The organism is Anaerophilus nitritigenes (assembly GCF_004138215.1).
Taxonomy (GTDB): domain Bacteria; phylum Bacillota; class Clostridia; order Peptostreptococcales; family Thermotaleaceae; genus Anaerophilus; species Anaerophilus nitritogenes.
In genome coordinates, this window is record NZ_RYYS01000059.1 from 1 (window position 1) to 16,325 (window position 16,325).

The window sequence follows — 16,325 nt, forward strand, 5'->3', positions numbered from 1 at the left end:
CTAATAAAGTAATGGAGCAGGATTATGAACAATCCCACCCCAACTATTGACATAGAGCCTAAAGTAATGGAGCAGGATTATGAACAATCCCACCCCAACTATTGACATAGAGCCCAAAAAAAAGGATTAAGTATATACTTAATCCCTACACTAATTCTATAATAACCATTTCAGCGGCATCCCCTCTACGAGGTCCTACCTTTAAAATTCTTGTATATCCGCCATTTCTTTCTGCATACTTTGGTGCTAATTCATCAAATACTCTTTTTACTACTGTTTCATCAAATATATAAGCTAGAGCTTGACGTTTTGCATGTAAATCGCCTCTTTTTCCAAGAGTGATCATCTTTTCTGCAAGTCTACGTACTTCTTTAGCTCTTGTTTCAGTAGTATTGATACGCCCTTCTCTTAGCAGGCTTGTAACAAGATTTCTTAACATCAAATTTCTATGTGCAGTTGGACGGCCCAATTTACGATGTCCTGCCATGTGTTTCCCTCCTTTGACCTACTATACTATTCCTCACTAGGTTTTAAGCCTAAACCAAGTTCTTGTAGTTTTTGCTCTACCTCTTCAAGGGATTTTTTACCTAAGTTTCTTACTTTCATCATGTCTTCTTCTGATTTATCCGTTAGCTCTTCTACTGTATTGATCCCTGCTCTTTTTAAACAGTTATAGGATCTTACAGAAAGTTCAAGTTCTTCAATGGTCATTTCCATAACTTTTTCTTTTTTATCTTCTTCTTTTTCTACCATGATCTCTACATTATCTACATGATCTGTCAAATCAATGAATAATCTTAAGTGATCGTTCATGATTTTAGCTCCTAAGGAGACTCCTTCATCTGGTTTAATACTACCATCCGTCCATACTTCTAATGTAAGTTTATCATAGTCTGTTACTTGACCTACTCTTGTATTTTCTACATGATAGCTAACTTTTTTAACTGGTGTGTATATGGAGTCAACTGGTAATACACCAATAGGCATTCCAGGTGTCTTATTATTTTCTGAAGGAACATACCCTCTACCCTTAGAAAGGGTTATTTCCATCACAAGTTTTGCATCATCTTCCAAAGTGGCAATATGAAGATCAGAATTTAATATTTCTACGTCAGCATCTGCAATGATATCTCCAGCAGTTACTGGCCCTGGTCCTTGAGCTTCAATTCTAACTGTTTTTGATTCTTCAGAATGAAGCATTGCAGATAATTCTTTTAGATTTAATATAATTTCTGTTATATCTTCCTTTACTCCAGGAACTGTTGAAAATTCGTGAAGTACACCATCGATTTTTACTGATGTAACTGCAACACCTGGCAAAGATGAAAGCAATATTCTTCGTAAACTATTTCCCAGAGTAGTTCCATATCCTCTTTCTAGAGGCTCTACTACAAATTTACCATAAGTATTATCTGGGCTTAGTTCTACGCATTCTATTTTAGGCTTTTCTATTTCAATCATACCTTAACCCTCCTTATAACTTTTCTATTTATACTTGATGAGGGTAACTGATTCTAATATTTATTATCTTGAATATAACTCGACAATTAAATGTTCTGCGATCGGAAGATCAACATCATCTCTTGCTGGAAGAGAAACAACTTTTCCTTCTAAGTTTTCAGAATTTGTTTCTATCCATTTTGGAACAGTTGTAGCTGCTTCAATCATCTCTTTAAATTTAGGTGAACTTACACTTTTTTCTTTTACTTTGATTACATCTCCTACAGAAACTTCATAAGATGGAATATCTACTTTTTTCCCATTTACTGTAAAATGTCCATGTCTTACTAATTGTCTAGCTTCTTTTCTAGATGTTCCAAACCCCATTCTATATACTACATTATCTAATCTTGTTTCAAGAAGTCTTAATAAGTTCTCCCCTGTAATTCCAGCAACCTTTTCAGCTCTATCAAAATACTTTCTAAATTGAGTTTCTAATAGTCCATAATATCTTTTTGCTTTTTGTTTTTCTCTTAATTGTAAGCCGTAGTTAGATAATTTTTTTCTTCCTTGTCCATGTTGTCCTGGTGCATATCCTCTTTTGCTTACTGCACATTTATCTGAATAACATCTTTCACCTTTTAAATACAGCTTTTGTCCTTCTCTACGACAAAGTCTGCAAGATGGTCCTGTATATCTTGCCATTATTTCTACACCTCCTAATCTTATTAAACTCTTCTACGTTTTGGTGGTCGACATCCATTGTGTGGAACTGGAGTAACATCTTTAATAGAGTTAATTTCAAGTCCTGCTGTTTGAAGTGCTCTAATTGCAGCTTCTCTTCCTGCTCCTGGTCCTTTAACAAAAACTTCTACTGTTTTTAGTCCATGTTCCATAGCAGCTTTTGCTGCTTCTTCTGCTGCCATTTGTGCTGCAAAAGGAGTAGATTTTCTTGATCCTTTAAATCCTAATCCACCTGCACTTGCCCATGATAGAGCATTTCCTTGTAAATCTGTAAGTGTTACAATTGTATTATTAAATGTTGATTGAATATGCGCTTGACCGCGTTCTATATTTTTACGTTCGCGTCTTTTTCTACGACCTTTTTTGTCTGCCTTTTTGGCTACCATGTCATTCGCCCTCCTTTACCTATTTCTTCTTACGTCCAACAGTTTTTTTAGGTCCTTTTCTAGTTCTAGCATTTGTTTTAGTTTTTTGACCTCTTACTGGAAGACCTTTTCTATGACGAATTCCTCTATAACAACCAATTTCTTTTAATCTCTTTATATTTAGGGAAATTTCACGGCGAAGATCTCCTTCAACCTGATATGTGTCTATAATTTGTCTTAATTTACCTACTTCATCTTCAGTAAGATCTCTCACTCTTGTATCAGGATTTACTCCTGCTTCTGCTAATATTTTATTAGATGTTTTTCTGCCTATACCAAAGATATAAGTTAATCCTATTTCAACTCTTTTATCTCTTGGTAAGTCAATACCAGCGATTCTTGCCATTTTGTTTTACACCTCCCAAATCTATGCTCCTGTAAAGTTATATTTATATATGAATATTAGCCATAAGTTGTTTCTAACTTTTGAAACACAGCCGCACACCTATAAACTAATATTACTGTCTAATGATTTTACTTTATATACTAGCCTATCCATTACCCTTGTTTTTGTTTATGTTTAGGATTTTCACAAATTACCATTACTTTACCTTTTCTTTTGATAATTTTGCACTTTTCACATATAGGTTTTACGGATGCTCTAACTTTCATTGTTATCCCTCCTTAATCACTTGCCTCGCCAAGTAATTCTCCCCCTTGTCAAATCATAAGGGGATAGTTCTACTGTTACCATATCACCAGGCAATATTCTGATAAAGTTCATACGAAGCTTACCAGAAATATGTGCTAGTATTTCATGTCCGTTTTCTAATTCTACTTTAAACATGGCATTCGGCAGAGCTTCAATAACTTTACCTTGAACCTCTATAACATCATTCTTTGCCATTAGGAAATTAAACCTCCCATTCCTAGGTTAGCGAAGACCCAGTTTTTCCAATTCACGCCTTAAAAGCAGATTGGTGATTTTTTCACCTTTTTCAATTCTGCTTTTTACTTCTTCACTAATTATATTATATTTTGCTAAGTGCTTCATCTTTTTTTTCTTTGCCTTATCAATTTTTCTAAGGTCTCCATCAGAAACTAAAACATATTGATCATCTATAATATCTATAACAATAAACAATCTGTCTTGATCTCTTCCAGCTTTAGATTTTACAATTTGACCTATTGAAACTTCATGAATCGTATTCACTTTTTCACCTCTTTACCCTTATGAAAGAGTGGTTAAGATTATCGGATCATCTTTTGTAATGGCTATAGTATGTTCATAATGAGCAGAAGGTTTTTTATCTAAAGTGATCACTGTCCAGTTATCTTGTAAAACCTTCACCTTATAAGTTCCCATATTCACCATTGGTTCTATAGCTAAAACCATTCCTGCTTGAAGTCTAGGTCCTTTCCCTGGAGGTCCAAAGTTAGGAATTTGTGGATCTTCATGCATTTGTTGCCCAATTCCATGTCCTACATAGTCTCTCACTACAGAAAAACCATTGTTTTCTACATATACTTGAACTGCATGAGAAATATCAGATAGCCTATAGCCTTCTCTACAAAATTTAGCTCCTTCATAAAAGCTTTGTTTTGTTACTTCAATCAGCCTTAAAGCTTCTTCACTCACATTTCCTACAGGATGAGTTTTTGCTGAATCCCCATTATAGCCTTTATAGAGTGCTCCGATATCTATACTTATAATATCGCCATCCTTTAAGGTTTTTAATCCAGGTATTCCGTGAACAACTTCTTCATTAATAGAAGCACAAATACTTGCAGGAAATCCATTATACCCTTTAAAAGTAGGAATTGCATGATACTTTTTAATTTCTTTTTCTGCAATTTCATCTAATTCTTTTGTTGTAATCCCTGGGCGTATTGCCTCTCTTACAACTTCATGTGTATAAGCTACAATTTTTCCTGCTTCTTTCATATATTCAATTTCTTCACTTGATTTTATAATAATCATTTTACTGTACTCCTAAAGCAGTTAAGATATCTTTAAATACCTTGCTGATTTCTTGTTGTCCATCAATAGTAACAAGAATTTCTTTTTTATTATAGTAATCGATTAGAGGCTGTGTTTCATTTAGATATACTTCTATTCTTCTTGAAACAGTTTCTTTTGTATCATCTGCTCTTTGTTGAAGAGTGCCATCACATTTATCGCATACTCCCTCCATTTGTGAAGGATTAAAGTTTACATGAAATGTTGCTCCACAACTTTTGCAAATTCTTCTCCCTACAGCTCTTTCTACTAATATTTCTTTATCTACATCTACATTAATAGTTTTATCAATTCCTACATTCATTTTTTCAAGTACTTGATCTAATGCTTCTGCTTGGTTTACAGTTCTTGGAAATCCATCAAGTAAGAACCCATCTCTACAATCTTCTTGTTGTAGTCTATCTTCTACAATAGCTACTACTAATTCGTCAGGAACCAAAAGCCCTTGATCCATATATTCTTTTGCCTTTTTCCCTAAATTCGTTCCTTCTTTGATATTTTTTCTAAAAATATCTCCTGTTGATATATGGGGTATAGAAAATTTTTCTACGATTCCTGAAGCTTGTGTTCCTTTACCTGCCCCTGGAGGCCCTAATAAGATTAATCTCATTATAATCATCTCCTAAATTATAGTGAAGCAGCCCATGGGGTATCCCCCATGAATACTTCTATCTATTTTAAGAAACCTTGATAGTGTCTCATCATCATTTGTGCTTCTACTTGTTTCATAGTTTCTAATGCAACCCCTACTACAATTAGCAAAGAAGTTCCTCCAAATTGAATTGGAAGGTTTGTAAATTGCATAACTAAGGTAGGCATTACTGCAATCATTGCAAGGAATATTGCTCCTGCTAAACTAATTCTATTTAACACTTTTGTTAAATATTCTGAAGTTGGCTTTCCTGGACGAATTCCAGGAATAAAACCACCATATTTTTTCATATTATCAGCAACTTCTACTGGATTAAATGTAACTGCTGTATAGAAGTATGTGAAAAATATAATCAATACAATATCTAAAAGAGAATAAATCCAAATTCCAGGATTTCCTGCTGGTGATAAATATTTTTGCACAAAGCTAGAAAAAGCACCACCTTGGAAGAAGTAAGTTAATGTTAATGGAAATTGTAACAGTGAAACAGCGAAAATTACAGGAATAACTCCTGCTTGATTCACTTTTAAAGGAATATGTGTACTGTGTCCACCATACATTTTTCTTCCTACTACTCTTTTTGCATATTGTACAGGAATTTTTCTTGTTCCTTGTTGAATAGCTACTACTCCTGCTATTACTGCTATTGCAATTACTAAAAATAAGATTAAAGTAACGAAAGAAATTTCGTTAATCTTTAGCTTTTCAATTGTTTGAGAAATTTCTACTGGAACTCTTGAAATGATTCCTACAAAAATAATCAAGGAAATTCCATTTCCGATTCCCTTTTCAGTAATTTGCTCACCTAACCACATTAAGAAAGCAGTTCCCGCTGTTAAAGTAAGTACAACAACAGTCACTGACCAAAATGCCTGTGATATTAAAGCTTGTCGGAATAAACCAAAGCTTACACCAGTTGCTTGAATTAAAGCTAATATAACTGTTCCATATCTAGTATATTGAGCAATTTTTTTTCTGCCCTCTTCTCCTTCTTTTGCCAAAGCTTCTAAACTAGGTAGTGCTATGGTTAAAAGTTGCATGATAATGGATGCTGTAATATATGGTGTAATACTTAAAGCAAAGATAGTAAAGTTTCCAAATGCTCCTCCTGAGAAAAGATTGAATAGTCCAAAAAGACCATTTTCTCCTTGTTGAAACAATTGCTTTAATATATCTCTATTAATTCCTGGAACAGGAATGACAGATCCTAAACGAAAGATGATCATCATCATTAGAGTATACAACATTCTTTTTCTCAAGTCTGGAATTCTCCAAGCATTTCTTAGGGTAGATAGCACGTTAGATCACCTCTACCTTTCCTCCAGCAGCTTCAATTTTCTCTACAGCTGACTGGCTGAATTTATGAGCCTGTACAGTTACTTTCTTTTGAAGTTCTCCATCTCCTAATACTTTTACTCCATCAGCAATTTTTTTGATAATTCCTGCTTCTAAAAGTATCTCAGGAGTTACAACAGTACCTTCATCAAATTGATTGAATGCATCAACATTGATAATCGCCCATTGTTTTTTAAATATATTTGTAAAACCTCTCTTAGGAAGTCTTCTGTATAGAGGCATTTGACCACCTTCAAATCCTGGTCTTACACCTCCACCGCTACGAGATTTTTGTCCTTTTTGTCCGCGTCCAGCAGTTTTTCCTTGACCAGTAGCAGTTCCTCTTCCAAGTCTTTTTCTATTTTTAACTGATCCTTCAGCTGGTCTTAACTCATGTAGCTTCATGGTTACACCTCCTTAGTCCTATATTTCTTCTACTACGACAAGATGTTTAACCTTATCAACCATACCTCTAATTTGAGCATTATCTGGTTGTTCTACCACTTGTCTGATTTTTTTTAGTCCTAGCGCTTCTATTGTTTTTCTATGTTGAGGCTTGGACCCGATGGTACTTTTCACTAAAGTGATTTTTAATTTAGCCAAGGTCTTTCCCCCCTCTAACCTAATAATTCCTCTACAGTTTTTCCTCTAAGTCTTGCAACTTGCTCTGCTGTTTTTAATTCTTTTAATCCTGCCATTGTTGCATTTACCATATTTCTTGGATTGTTTGTTCCTAAAGATTTTGCTGTTACATCTTTGATTCCAGCAAGTTCTAATACAGCACGTACAGGACCGCCTGCAATAACTCCTGTACCTTCTTTAGATGGCATAATTAGAACTCTTCCAGCTCCAAAACGTCCTTCTATTCTATGTGGAATAGTTGTGCCTACTCTTGGAACATAGATTAAGCTCTTCTTTGCATCTTCAATTCCTTTTCTAATAGCATCAGGAATTTCTTGTGCTTTACCAGATCCTATTCCAACATATCCATTTTCATCTCCAACTACTACTGTTGCACTGAATCTAAAAGTTCTACCACCTTTTACAACTTTTGTTACACGACTAATATTAATAACTGTTTCTTTTAAGTCCAGTTTATTAGCATCAATAAGTTGACGTTTCATTCATTTCCCTCCTTCTACTAGAATTTCAATCCTGCTTCTCTTGCACCTTCTGCTAATTCTTTTACTCTTCCGTGATAAATATATCCACCTCTATCAAATACAACTTCTTTAATTCCTTTTTCAATAGCCTTTTTAGCAACAAGCTCTCCTACTAATTTAGCAGCTTCTTTGTTACCACCATGACCTATTTTCCCTTTAATTTCTTTATCTAAAGTTGAAGCAGCAACTAATGTATTTCCTTGTATGTCGTCAATTACTTGAGCATACATATTGTTTAAACTTCTATATATGTTAAGTCTTGGACGATTAGGAGTTCCAGACACTTTTTTACGAATTCTTAAGTGTCTTTTTAGTCTTTTTAAGTTTTTGCTTTCCTTCTTGATCACTTCATTTCACTCCTTTCCTACTATTTACCTGCTTTACCTTCCTTACGACGGATTACTTCGTTTTCGTATTTAATACCTTTACCTTTGTATGGCTCAGGTTCTCTCCAAGATCTGATTTTAGCAGCATAGTTACCTACGATCTGCTTATCAATACCTTTTACGATAATTTCTGTTTGAGTAGGAACTTCTGTTGTTATTCCTTCAGGATCTACCATTTCAACTGGATGTGAAAAACCTAAAGAAAGATTTAATTTGTTTCCTTGTTTTGCTGCACGATACCCTACACCATTGATGATTAGTTTTTTCTCATATCCGTTTGTTACACCAACAACCATATTGCTAATTAGTGTACGGCTTAATCCATGTAATGATCTATGGTTTTTATTGTCTGTAGGTCTTTGTACCGTTAATTCATTTTCTTCTATAACGATCTTCATATCTCTATGAATAGATTCTTGTAATTGTCCTTTTGGTCCTTTCACGATTACCATATTGTTATCATCAACTTTGACTTCTACACCTGTTGGAATCGTGATCGGCATTTTACCTATCCTTGACATATCTGCACCTCCTATACCTTAAAATTATCTATTACCAAACGTAGCAGATAACTTCTCCTCCAGCTCCTAGCTTTCTAGCTTCTTTATCTGTAACGATACCATTAGAAGTTGAAAGGATTGCTATTCCTAATCCGCCTAGAACTTTTGGGATTTCATCGCTTTTTACATAAACTCTTAATCCTGGTTTGGATATTTTTTTAAGACCACTAATAACTCTTTCTTTATTTTGTCCGTACTTCATTTGAATTCTGATAATTCCTTGCTTTCCATCTTCTATTACATCATATCCTTTTACAAAACCTTCATTAAGAAGAATTTCAGCAATTGATTTTTTCATATTTGAAGCAGGAACGTCTACAGTCTCGTGTTTTACTACATTAGCATTTCTTATACGTGTAAGCATATCTGCAATTGGATCTGTCATCGTCATGGTATAAATACCTCCTTCCCTATATTCCTGATCTTACCAGCTTGCTTTCCTAACTCCTGGTATTTCTCCTTTATATGCTAATTCTCTAAAGCAAATACGGCAGATACCAAATTTTCTTAAGTAAGCATGTGGTCTTCCACAAATTCTACATCTATTATATTCTCTAGTTGAGAATTTTTGTTTTCTGCTTTGTTTAACTACAAGAGCTTTCTTAGCCACTACTTTCCCTCCTTATCTAGCGAACGGCATTCCTAATAATCTTAATAATTCACGAGCTTCTTCATCAGTTTTAGCAGTCGTAACAAAGATTATATCCATTCCTTTTATCTTATCTACTTTATCATACTCTATTTCAGGGAATATTAATTGTTCTTTAATTCCTAGTGAATAATTTCCTCTGCCATCAAATGAATTAGGATTTACTCCTTTAAAATCTCTAACTCTTGGTAATGAAACATTGAATAATCTATCTGCAAATTCATACATTCTTTCGCCTCTTAAAGTTACCTTACTACCAATAGGCATACCTTCACGAAGTTTAAAGTTTGCAACAGATTTTTTTGCTCTTGTAATAACAGGCTTTTGTCCTGTAATAGAAGCTAATTCTTCTGTAGCTGCTTCTAGAAGCTTTGCATTATCCTTTGCTTCTCCTAGACCCATATTTACAACGATCTTTTCTAGTTTTGGTAATTCCATCACACTTTTGTATCCAAATTTTTCCATTAAAGCTTTTGTGATTTCTTTACTATACATTTCTTTTAATCTAGCTGTCACCGATTAACCCTCCCTTCAAACATAAATATTATTCGATTACTTCTCCGGTCTTTTTAGATACTCTTACCTTTTTTCCATCTTGTAATATCTTATATCCTACTCTTGTAGGAGCTTTTGCTTTAGCATCCCAAATCATTACATTAGAAGCATGAATAGGTCCTTCTTGATGAATAATTCCACCTTGTTGAACCTTTGCATTTGGCTTTTGATGCTTTGTAAGCATGTTTACGCCTTCTACAATGATTCTATTTTTTTTAGGAACAGCTTGTAATACTTTTCCTTTTTTGCCTTTGTCTTTTCCTGAAATCACTACTACTGTATCACCTTTTTTAATATGCATCCATTACACCTCCCCAAGCTATAGTACTTCTGGCGCAAGTGAAACTATTTTCATGAAGTCTCTTTCTCTTAACTCTCTTGCAACCGGCCCGAAAATACGAGTTCCTACAGGTGTTTTATCCTCTTTGATGACTACTGCAGCATTTTCATCAAATCTGATATAACTTCCATCTACACGTCTCACTTCGTGTTTACTTCTTACTACTACAGCTTTTACAACTTGTCCTTTTTTAACAACACCGCCTGGTGTTGCATCTTTAACTGCACAAACAATCACATCGCCAATACTTGCATACTTGCGTTTTGAACCGCCAAGTACACGGATACACAATAATTCTCTTGCTCCTGAGTTATCTGCAACTTTTAGGCGTGATTCCTGTTGAATCATAGTTATACCTCCTTCCGGTTATACAATTACTTCGCTTTTTCTACCACGTTTACTAGTCTCCATCTTTTATCTTTGCTTAATGGTCTAGTTTCCATGATTCTTACGCGATCGCCGATTCTACACTCATTATTTTCATCATGTGCTTTAAATTTCTTAGTTCTTTTTACCGCTTTTCCGTATAGTGGGTGACGTACGAAATCTTCTACTGCAACTACAATAGTTTTTTCCATTTTGTCACTAACTACGCGTCCTACTCTGGTCTTTCTACTTGTTCTTTCCACGAGTAAAGCCCTCCTTCCATATCCTTAATTATGCGTTTTTCTTGATTTCTTTTTCTCTAAGGATGGTTTTTGTGCGTGCTATATCTTTACGTACACTTTTTACTTTCATAGGATTTTCAAGTTGTCCTGTAGCTAATTGGAATCTTAAATTGAAAAGTTCATTTTTTAATTCCATTAACTTATTATTTAGCTCTTGTACGGTCATTTCATGAAGCTTATTAGCTTTCATTCGCTTCACCACCCTTTTCTGTATCTTGACGTGTTACGAATTTACATTTGATAGGTAGCTTGTGCATTGCAAGTCTCATAGCTTCTCTAGCTTTTTCTTCAGATACACCAGCTAATTCAAACATTACTCTACCTGGTTTTACTACAGCTACCCAGTATTCTGGAGAACCCTTACCAGCACCCATACGTGTTTCAGCTGGCTTTTGAGTTACTGGTTTATGAGGGAATATTTTAATCCAAACTTTTCCCCCTCTTTTTATGGATCTAGTCATTGCAATTCTGGCAGCTTCTATTTGATTAGAAGTGATCCATGCAGGCTCTAAAGCCATCAATCCATATTCTCCATAAGTGATTGTATTGCCTCTTTGTGCTACGCCTTTCATTCTGCCTCTATGCACCCTACGACGCTTTACTCTTTTAGGCATTAACATCGTCTATTTCCTCCTTCCCTCCAACAGAAATTATCTTTCTTCGTTTCTTCTGTTGTCTCTATTATATCTATTCTCTCTGTTATCTCTATTGTCTCTTCTTGGCTTTTTAGTAAAATCTTGTTTTGCTCTATTTGCTCTTCTCATTTCTTTTACTGCTTCACTTGTTTCTGGAAGGATTTCTCCTTTGTTGATCCAGACTTTCACACCAATTTTACCATATGTTGTATCTGCTTCAGCAAAACCATAATCAATATCCGCTCTTAAAGTGTGAAGAGGTACATTTCCTTCACTGTACTTTTCATTTCTTGCCATTTCTGCTCCACCTAGTCTTCCAGAAACCATTACTTTGATTCCTTCAGCACCAGATTTCATTGTTCTTTGAATGGCTTGTTTCATAGCTCTTCTAAAAGATACTCTTCTTTCTAGAGAAAAAGCAACATTTTCAGCTACTAATTGTGCTTCCATTTCTGCTCTTTTTATTTCATTGACATTTACAATAACACTTTTTCCTGTTAATTTTTCTAATGCAACTTTTAATTCTTCAACACCTGCTCCGCCTTTTCCAATTACCATACCGGGCTTTGCTGTAGCTAGATTTACTTTCACTTTATTATTTGCAGCTCTTTCAATAACGATTCTTGAAATTCCAGAAGTATAAAGTTTGTTTTTTACATACTTACGAATCTTATTATCTTCAATTAAAAGGTCCGCAAAATTTGCTTTATTTGCATACCATTTAGAGTCCCAATCTTTAATGACGCCGACTCTTAGGCCGTGTGGACTTACTTTTTGACCCACTACTATCCCTCCTTCTATTATCTTTCTTTAAGAACAACTCCTACGTGACTTGTTCTCTTTAAAATTTTAACTCCGCGCCCCATTGAAGCTGCTCTCCATCTCTTCATTGTAGGTGCTTGGTTTGCATAAACTTCTGCAATATATAATTTATCTGTATCCATTTCATGGTTGTTTTCAGCATTTGCTCTTGCAGATTTAATTACTTTTGAAAGTATTTCTGCACCACTTCTTGGTGTGAATTCTAAAATTGCTAACGCTTCGTCTGTATTCATTCCTCTAACCATATCAACTATTGGTTTCATTTTTCTTGGAGATATACGTACGTATTTTGCAATCGCTCTAGATTCCAAGTTGATAACCTCCTTTCGTATCTATGTGATTACCTCTTAACTTTTGATGATTTATCATTATCTGCATGACCTCTGTAAGTTCTTGTAGGTGCAAATTCACCTAGCTTATGACCTACCATATCTTCTGTAACATAAACAGGTACATGTTTTTTTCCGTCATAAACAGCAATTGTATGTCCTATCATTTGTGGGAATATTGTGGATGCTCTTGACCATGTTTTGATCACTTTTTTTTCATTTTTATCGTTCATCTCTTCTATCTTGCTTAAAAGTTTTGGCTCAATAAAAGGTCCTTTTTTTAACGATCTGCTCATTCTACTATTTCCTCCCTTCGGTTACTATATGTGACCTGAGGACTACGAGGCCAAGGTCCTCGCCACTTCCATGACCTCTTTTCCTCTATTACTTCTGATTTCTTCTCTTAACGATATATTTATCAGATGCTTTATTTTTCTTTCTTGTTTTATATCCAATAGCAGGTTTACCCCACGGAGTCATTGGTGAAGGTCTTCCTACAGGAGCTCTACCTTCTCCACCACCATGTGGGTGATCGTTAGGGTTCATTACTGAACCTCTTACAGTAGGTCTAATACCCATATGTCTTGTACGGCCTGCTTTACCAATTGTAATATTTTCATGATCTAAGTTTCCTACTTGACCAATTGTTGCTTTACAGTTAATGCTAATCATTCTAACTTCTCCGGAAGGTAATCTAACTTGTGCATATTTACCTTCTTTCGCCATTAATTGAGCAGAATTCCCTGCTGATCTTACTAACTGTCCGCCTTTTCCAACTTTTAATTCAATATTATGAATTACTGTACCTACTGGAATAGCTCTTAATGGAAGTGCGTTTCCAATTTTGATATCTGCTTCATCTCCAGATACAATTACATCTCCAACATTTAATTTGTTAGGAGCTAAAATGTATCTTTTTTCTCCATCTGCATATGTTAACAATGCAATATTTGCAGTTCTATTTGGATCATACTCTATAGCAGTTACCTTCGCTGGAATATTATCTTTATTTCTTTTAAAATCAATAATTCTATATTTTCTTTTTTGTCCACCACCTCTATGACGAATGGTGATTTTTCCTTGCGCATTTCTACCAGCATTTTTCTTTAGTGGTACTAACAATGACTTTTCAGGTTCTTTTTTAGTTATTTCTTCAAATGTAGAAACGGTCATCTGTCTAATCGCTGGAGAAGTTGGATTAAACTTTTTGATTCCCATGATCTTTCCCTCCTTTTCTCTCCTCTATGCTTATTGCATTCCCTCAAAGAACTCGATTTCTTTGCTATCAGGAGTTAATTTAATAATTGCTTTTTTTCTGTCAGGTCTTTTCCCAACATTTTTTCCCATTCTCTTTACTTTACCTGTCATACGTACAGTATTTACTTTCTCTACTGTTACACCGAATATTTCTTCTACTGCTTTTTTAATTTCTGTTTTGTTTGCTCTCATATCTACGATGAACGTATATTTTTTATCAGCCATATCGTCCATACTTCTTTCGCTGATAAGAGGTTTTTTAATGATATCGTATGATGTCATCATTATGCGTACACCTCCTCTATTTTGTGTACCGCGTCTTTCGTTACGATAAACTTGTCATGATTTAAAATATCATATACATTTAATGTATTTACAAGAGTAGTTGTTACTCCTTTGATATTGCTAGCAGATTTTACTACATAATCATTTTTCACATCTAAAACGATCAATGCTTTTTTCTCTGCTTTTAAGTTGTTTAAGATATTTACCATATCTTTTGTTTTATATGCATCTATTTTAAATTCATCTAAAACAATCATTTGGTTTTCTTTTACTTTAGAACTTAAAGCAGATTTCATAGCAAGTCTTTTTACCTTTTTAGGCAATGTATATCTATAATCTCTTGGCTTTGGTGCAAAAACTACTCCTCCACCAATCCATTGAGGTGATCTTATACTTCCTTGACGAGCTCTACCTGTTCCTTTTTGTCTCCATGGCTTTCTACCGCCACCTCTAACTTCTGCTCTTGTCTTAGCGCTTTGTGTGCCTTGTCTTTGGTTTGCTAGGTAGTTTTTTACTACTTCATGCATAACACTTCCATTAATTTCAGCTCCGAAAATAGCTTCATTTAATTCAATTTCACCTACTTGTTGACCTGAAACATTATATAAATCAACCTTTGGCATTTTACATCCTCCCTTCTGTAGCTAGATTATTACTTAGCTTTAACGCTTTCTTTTATTGTAACAACTCCACCTTTTGGTCCTGGAATTGCACCTTTTATTAATAAAATGTTTCTTTCTACGTCTACTCTTACTACTTCAAGATTTTGAATAGTTACTTGTTCATTTCCCATTCTTCCAGCACCTTTCATACCTTTAAATACTCTACTTGGGTATGAACTTGCTCCTAGCGAACCTGGTCCTCTATGATATTTTGAACCGTGAGCCATTGGTCCTCTTGATTGATTATGTCTTTTGATTGGTCCTTGTGTTCCTTTACCTTTTGAAACCCCTGTAATATCTATTTTTGTACCTTCTGCAAAGATATCAGCTTTGATTTCTTGACCAATTGTATAGTCAGCTATATTCTCTACACGGAATTCTTGAACGTATTTTTTAGGTGCTACACTTGCTTTTGCAAAATGTCCTTTTTCAGGTTTATTTGCTTTATTTTCTTTTTTATCTACATATCCGATTTGGATTGCATTGTATCCATCTGTTTCTCCAGTTTTTATTTGTGTAACATAAACTGGACCAGCTTCTACAACTGTTACAGGAATCACACTTCCTTCTTCAGTAAAGATTTGTGTCATCCCTACTTTTTTCCCTAAAATTTCTTTCATTTTTACACCTCCTAATTTTCTTACAGCGGATTACATAATGTAATCGTACTAAGAGAGGTATAGGAACGTCTATATCAACCTACGTCTTAGTAATTAAATTTATTAAAGTTTAATTTCAATATCCACACCTGCTGGTAAGTCTAATCTCATTAAAGCATCTACAGTTTTTGGTGTTGGATTTAAAATATCAATCAATCTTTTGTGTGTTCTTTGTTCAAACTGTTCTCTAGAATCTTTATATTTGTGAACAGCTCTTAAGATAGTAATAATTTGTTTTTCTGTTGGTAGTGGAACAGGACCTGATACGTCTGCACCTGTTCTTTTTGCAGTTTCAACTATTTTTTCAGATGATTGATCTAAAATTTTATGATCAAAAGCTTTTAATCTGATTCTTATTTTTTGTTTTCCATTGCTATTTGCCATTGTATTTCCCTCCTTTTCATCGCACGCATTTTATTTATTACGTACGACTAGAACCTCAGTACACTCTCCCGGGTGTTGCTATTTGTTTTTGACAAAGAGAGTCCCTCTGATATTCCGTCGCCCGATTCTTGAACGGACATTCTCAGTGAAAATTTCCCATTCTATTCATTTGGCAACCTTTCACGTCATCGCAGTCCCACAAACACACTAGTATAGTATATTTGAAATGTACTTTTTATACAAGTCTTGACTTTTATTTTTTTTTGTGATTTAATTATAGTTTTGCATTTTCTGTATTTTAGTTTGTAGCCGAGGGAATCCCTCGGCTATTTTAAACTATTTAATAATTGTAGCAACAACACCTGCTCCTACTGTTCTTCCACCTTCACGAATTGCAAATCTTAATCCTTCTTCG

General features: G+C 34.6%; 33 protein-coding genes. All 33 read right to left on the reverse strand.

Translation table 11 applies throughout. The features are described 5' to 3' along the window. Positions 1–145 precede the first annotated feature (145 nt). On the reverse strand, positions 146–487 hold the full coding sequence (gene rplQ, locus EK368_RS08690) for a 50S ribosomal protein L17 (RefSeq protein WP_129598525.1): 342 nt from the start codon (positions 485–487) through the stop codon (positions 146–148). Between the two features lie 26 nt (positions 488–513). Then, positions 514–1,461, reverse strand: coding sequence for a DNA-directed RNA polymerase subunit alpha (locus tag EK368_RS08695; RefSeq protein ID WP_129598527.1), 948 nt, complete (start codon positions 1,459–1,461; stop codon positions 514–516). 63 nt (positions 1,462–1,524) lie between these two features. Next, positions 1,525–2,145: a 30S ribosomal protein S4 gene (gene rpsD / locus EK368_RS08700; RefSeq protein ID WP_129598528.1), complete on the reverse strand. Its 621-nt coding sequence runs from the start codon at positions 2,143–2,145 to the stop codon at positions 1,525–1,527. A gap of 23 nt (positions 2,146–2,168) precedes the next feature. Then, entirely contained in the window at positions 2,169–2,570 is a 402-nt protein-coding gene (gene rpsK / locus EK368_RS08705) for a 30S ribosomal protein S11 (RefSeq protein ID WP_129598530.1), read from the reverse strand. Positions 2,571–2,589: 19 nt separating this feature from the next. Continuing rightward, on the reverse strand, positions 2,590–2,955 hold the full coding sequence (gene rpsM / locus EK368_RS08710) for a 30S ribosomal protein S13 (RefSeq protein ID WP_053955667.1): 366 nt from the start codon (positions 2,953–2,955) through the stop codon (positions 2,590–2,592). A gap of 152 nt (positions 2,956–3,107) precedes the next feature. Next, a complete protein-coding gene (gene rpmJ, locus EK368_RS08715; RefSeq protein WP_029267374.1) occupies positions 3,108–3,221 on the reverse strand; it encodes a 50S ribosomal protein L36 in 114 nt (37 codons plus the stop codon). Positions 3,222–3,237: 16 nt separating this feature from the next. Next, the gene (infA, locus tag EK368_RS08720; RefSeq protein WP_129598532.1) at positions 3,238–3,456 is read right to left on the reverse strand and encodes a translation initiation factor IF-1; all 219 of its coding nucleotides are present in this window, start codon (positions 3,454–3,456) and stop codon (positions 3,238–3,240) included. Between the two features lie 27 nt (positions 3,457–3,483). Next, a complete protein-coding gene (locus EK368_RS08725) occupies positions 3,484–3,762 on the reverse strand; it encodes a KOW domain-containing RNA-binding protein (protein WP_243109391.1) in 279 nt (92 codons plus the stop codon). 18 nt (positions 3,763–3,780) lie between these two features. Further along, the gene (gene map, locus EK368_RS08730) at positions 3,781–4,530 is read right to left on the reverse strand and encodes a type I methionyl aminopeptidase (RefSeq protein WP_129598534.1); all 750 of its coding nucleotides are present in this window, start codon (positions 4,528–4,530) and stop codon (positions 3,781–3,783) included. A gap of 1 nt (position 4,531) precedes the next feature. Continuing rightward, the gene (locus EK368_RS08735) at positions 4,532–5,179 is read right to left on the reverse strand and encodes an adenylate kinase (RefSeq protein ID WP_129598536.1); all 648 of its coding nucleotides are present in this window, start codon (positions 5,177–5,179) and stop codon (positions 4,532–4,534) included. Positions 5,180–5,241: 62 nt separating this feature from the next. After that, positions 5,242–6,468 (reverse strand): preprotein translocase subunit SecY, encoded by a 1,227-nt coding sequence (gene secY / locus EK368_RS08740; RefSeq protein ID WP_341472785.1) that lies wholly within the window; start codon positions 6,466–6,468, stop codon positions 5,242–5,244. Positions 6,469–6,520: 52 nt separating this feature from the next. Continuing rightward, positions 6,521–6,961 (reverse strand): 50S ribosomal protein L15, encoded by a 441-nt coding sequence (rplO, locus tag EK368_RS08745; RefSeq protein ID WP_129598540.1) that lies wholly within the window; start codon positions 6,959–6,961, stop codon positions 6,521–6,523. An 18-nt stretch (positions 6,962–6,979) separates the two neighbouring features. Further along, entirely contained in the window at positions 6,980–7,159 is a 180-nt protein-coding gene (gene rpmD, locus EK368_RS08750) for a 50S ribosomal protein L30 (RefSeq protein WP_129598542.1), read from the reverse strand. Between the two features lie 14 nt (positions 7,160–7,173). After that, complete coding sequence (gene rpsE / locus EK368_RS08755; protein WP_129598544.1) at positions 7,174–7,680, reverse strand: 30S ribosomal protein S5; 507 nt, start codon at positions 7,678–7,680, stop codon at positions 7,174–7,176. 17 nt (positions 7,681–7,697) lie between these two features. Further along, on the reverse strand, positions 7,698–8,066 hold the full coding sequence (gene rplR, locus EK368_RS08760; RefSeq protein WP_129598546.1) for a 50S ribosomal protein L18: 369 nt from the start codon (positions 8,064–8,066) through the stop codon (positions 7,698–7,700). Positions 8,067–8,086: 20 nt separating this feature from the next. After that, a complete protein-coding gene (rplF, locus tag EK368_RS08765) occupies positions 8,087–8,626 on the reverse strand; it encodes a 50S ribosomal protein L6 (RefSeq protein WP_129598548.1) in 540 nt (179 codons plus the stop codon). A gap of 31 nt (positions 8,627–8,657) precedes the next feature. Then, positions 8,658–9,056 (reverse strand): 30S ribosomal protein S8, encoded by a 399-nt coding sequence (gene rpsH / locus EK368_RS08770; RefSeq protein WP_129598550.1) that lies wholly within the window; start codon positions 9,054–9,056, stop codon positions 8,658–8,660. A gap of 33 nt (positions 9,057–9,089) precedes the next feature. Continuing rightward, positions 9,090–9,275 (reverse strand): type Z 30S ribosomal protein S14, encoded by a 186-nt coding sequence (locus EK368_RS08775; RefSeq protein WP_129598552.1) that lies wholly within the window; start codon positions 9,273–9,275, stop codon positions 9,090–9,092. 12 nt (positions 9,276–9,287) lie between these two features. After that, a complete protein-coding gene (gene rplE, locus EK368_RS08780; RefSeq protein ID WP_129598554.1) occupies positions 9,288–9,830 on the reverse strand; it encodes a 50S ribosomal protein L5 in 543 nt (180 codons plus the stop codon). A 28-nt stretch (positions 9,831–9,858) separates the two neighbouring features. After that, positions 9,859–10,170: a 50S ribosomal protein L24 gene (gene rplX / locus EK368_RS08785; protein ID WP_129598556.1), complete on the reverse strand. Its 312-nt coding sequence runs from the start codon at positions 10,168–10,170 to the stop codon at positions 9,859–9,861. Positions 10,171–10,188: 18 nt separating this feature from the next. Beyond that, the gene (gene rplN / locus EK368_RS08790) at positions 10,189–10,557 is read right to left on the reverse strand and encodes a 50S ribosomal protein L14 (protein WP_053955653.1); all 369 of its coding nucleotides are present in this window, start codon (positions 10,555–10,557) and stop codon (positions 10,189–10,191) included. 26 nt (positions 10,558–10,583) lie between these two features. Beyond that, positions 10,584–10,838 carry a 30S ribosomal protein S17 gene (gene rpsQ, locus EK368_RS08795; RefSeq protein WP_129598558.1) on the reverse strand — a complete coding sequence of 85 codons (255 nt, stop codon included), beginning with the start codon at positions 10,836–10,838 and terminating at the stop codon, positions 10,584–10,586. Positions 10,839–10,866: 28 nt separating this feature from the next. Continuing rightward, the gene (gene rpmC, locus EK368_RS08800) at positions 10,867–11,067 is read right to left on the reverse strand and encodes a 50S ribosomal protein L29 (protein ID WP_053955651.1); all 201 of its coding nucleotides are present in this window, start codon (positions 11,065–11,067) and stop codon (positions 10,867–10,869) included. Beyond that, the gene (rplP, locus tag EK368_RS08805) at positions 11,057–11,497 is read right to left on the reverse strand and encodes a 50S ribosomal protein L16 (protein WP_129598560.1); all 441 of its coding nucleotides are present in this window, start codon (positions 11,495–11,497) and stop codon (positions 11,057–11,059) included. The genes rpmC and rplP overlap by 11 nt, the downstream gene beginning before the upstream one ends. A gap of 30 nt (positions 11,498–11,527) precedes the next feature. Further along, positions 11,528–12,295, reverse strand: coding sequence for a 30S ribosomal protein S3 (gene rpsC, locus EK368_RS08810; protein WP_129598562.1), 768 nt, complete (start codon positions 12,293–12,295; stop codon positions 11,528–11,530). 17 nt (positions 12,296–12,312) lie between these two features. Further along, positions 12,313–12,645, reverse strand: coding sequence for a 50S ribosomal protein L22 (gene rplV, locus EK368_RS08815; RefSeq protein ID WP_129598564.1), 333 nt, complete (start codon positions 12,643–12,645; stop codon positions 12,313–12,315). A 29-nt stretch (positions 12,646–12,674) separates the two neighbouring features. Beyond that, positions 12,675–12,959 (reverse strand): 30S ribosomal protein S19, encoded by a 285-nt coding sequence (rpsS, locus tag EK368_RS08820; protein WP_129598565.1) that lies wholly within the window; start codon positions 12,957–12,959, stop codon positions 12,675–12,677. Positions 12,960–13,047: 88 nt separating this feature from the next. After that, the gene (gene rplB, locus EK368_RS08825; protein WP_129598567.1) at positions 13,048–13,881 is read right to left on the reverse strand and encodes a 50S ribosomal protein L2; all 834 of its coding nucleotides are present in this window, start codon (positions 13,879–13,881) and stop codon (positions 13,048–13,050) included. A gap of 30 nt (positions 13,882–13,911) precedes the next feature. Continuing rightward, positions 13,912–14,205: a 50S ribosomal protein L23 gene (gene rplW, locus EK368_RS08830; protein ID WP_334291710.1), complete on the reverse strand. Its 294-nt coding sequence runs from the start codon at positions 14,203–14,205 to the stop codon at positions 13,912–13,914. Further along, complete coding sequence (gene rplD / locus EK368_RS08835; protein WP_129598569.1) at positions 14,205–14,828, reverse strand: 50S ribosomal protein L4; 624 nt, start codon at positions 14,826–14,828, stop codon at positions 14,205–14,207. Before rplD ends, rplW begins: the two co-directional genes overlap by 1 nt. A gap of 29 nt (positions 14,829–14,857) precedes the next feature. Next, on the reverse strand, positions 14,858–15,487 hold the full coding sequence (rplC, locus tag EK368_RS08840; protein WP_129598571.1) for a 50S ribosomal protein L3: 630 nt from the start codon (positions 15,485–15,487) through the stop codon (positions 14,858–14,860). Positions 15,488–15,589: 102 nt separating this feature from the next. Continuing rightward, positions 15,590–15,910, reverse strand: a complete 321-nt coding sequence (rpsJ, locus tag EK368_RS08845) for a 30S ribosomal protein S10 (RefSeq protein ID WP_053955643.1) — start codon at positions 15,908–15,910, stop codon at positions 15,590–15,592. Between the two features lie 336 nt (positions 15,911–16,246). Next, the coding region (locus EK368_RS08850) for an EF-Tu C-terminal domain-related protein (protein ID WP_479722768.1) at positions 16,247–16,325 on the reverse strand (79 nt) is incomplete at its 5' end.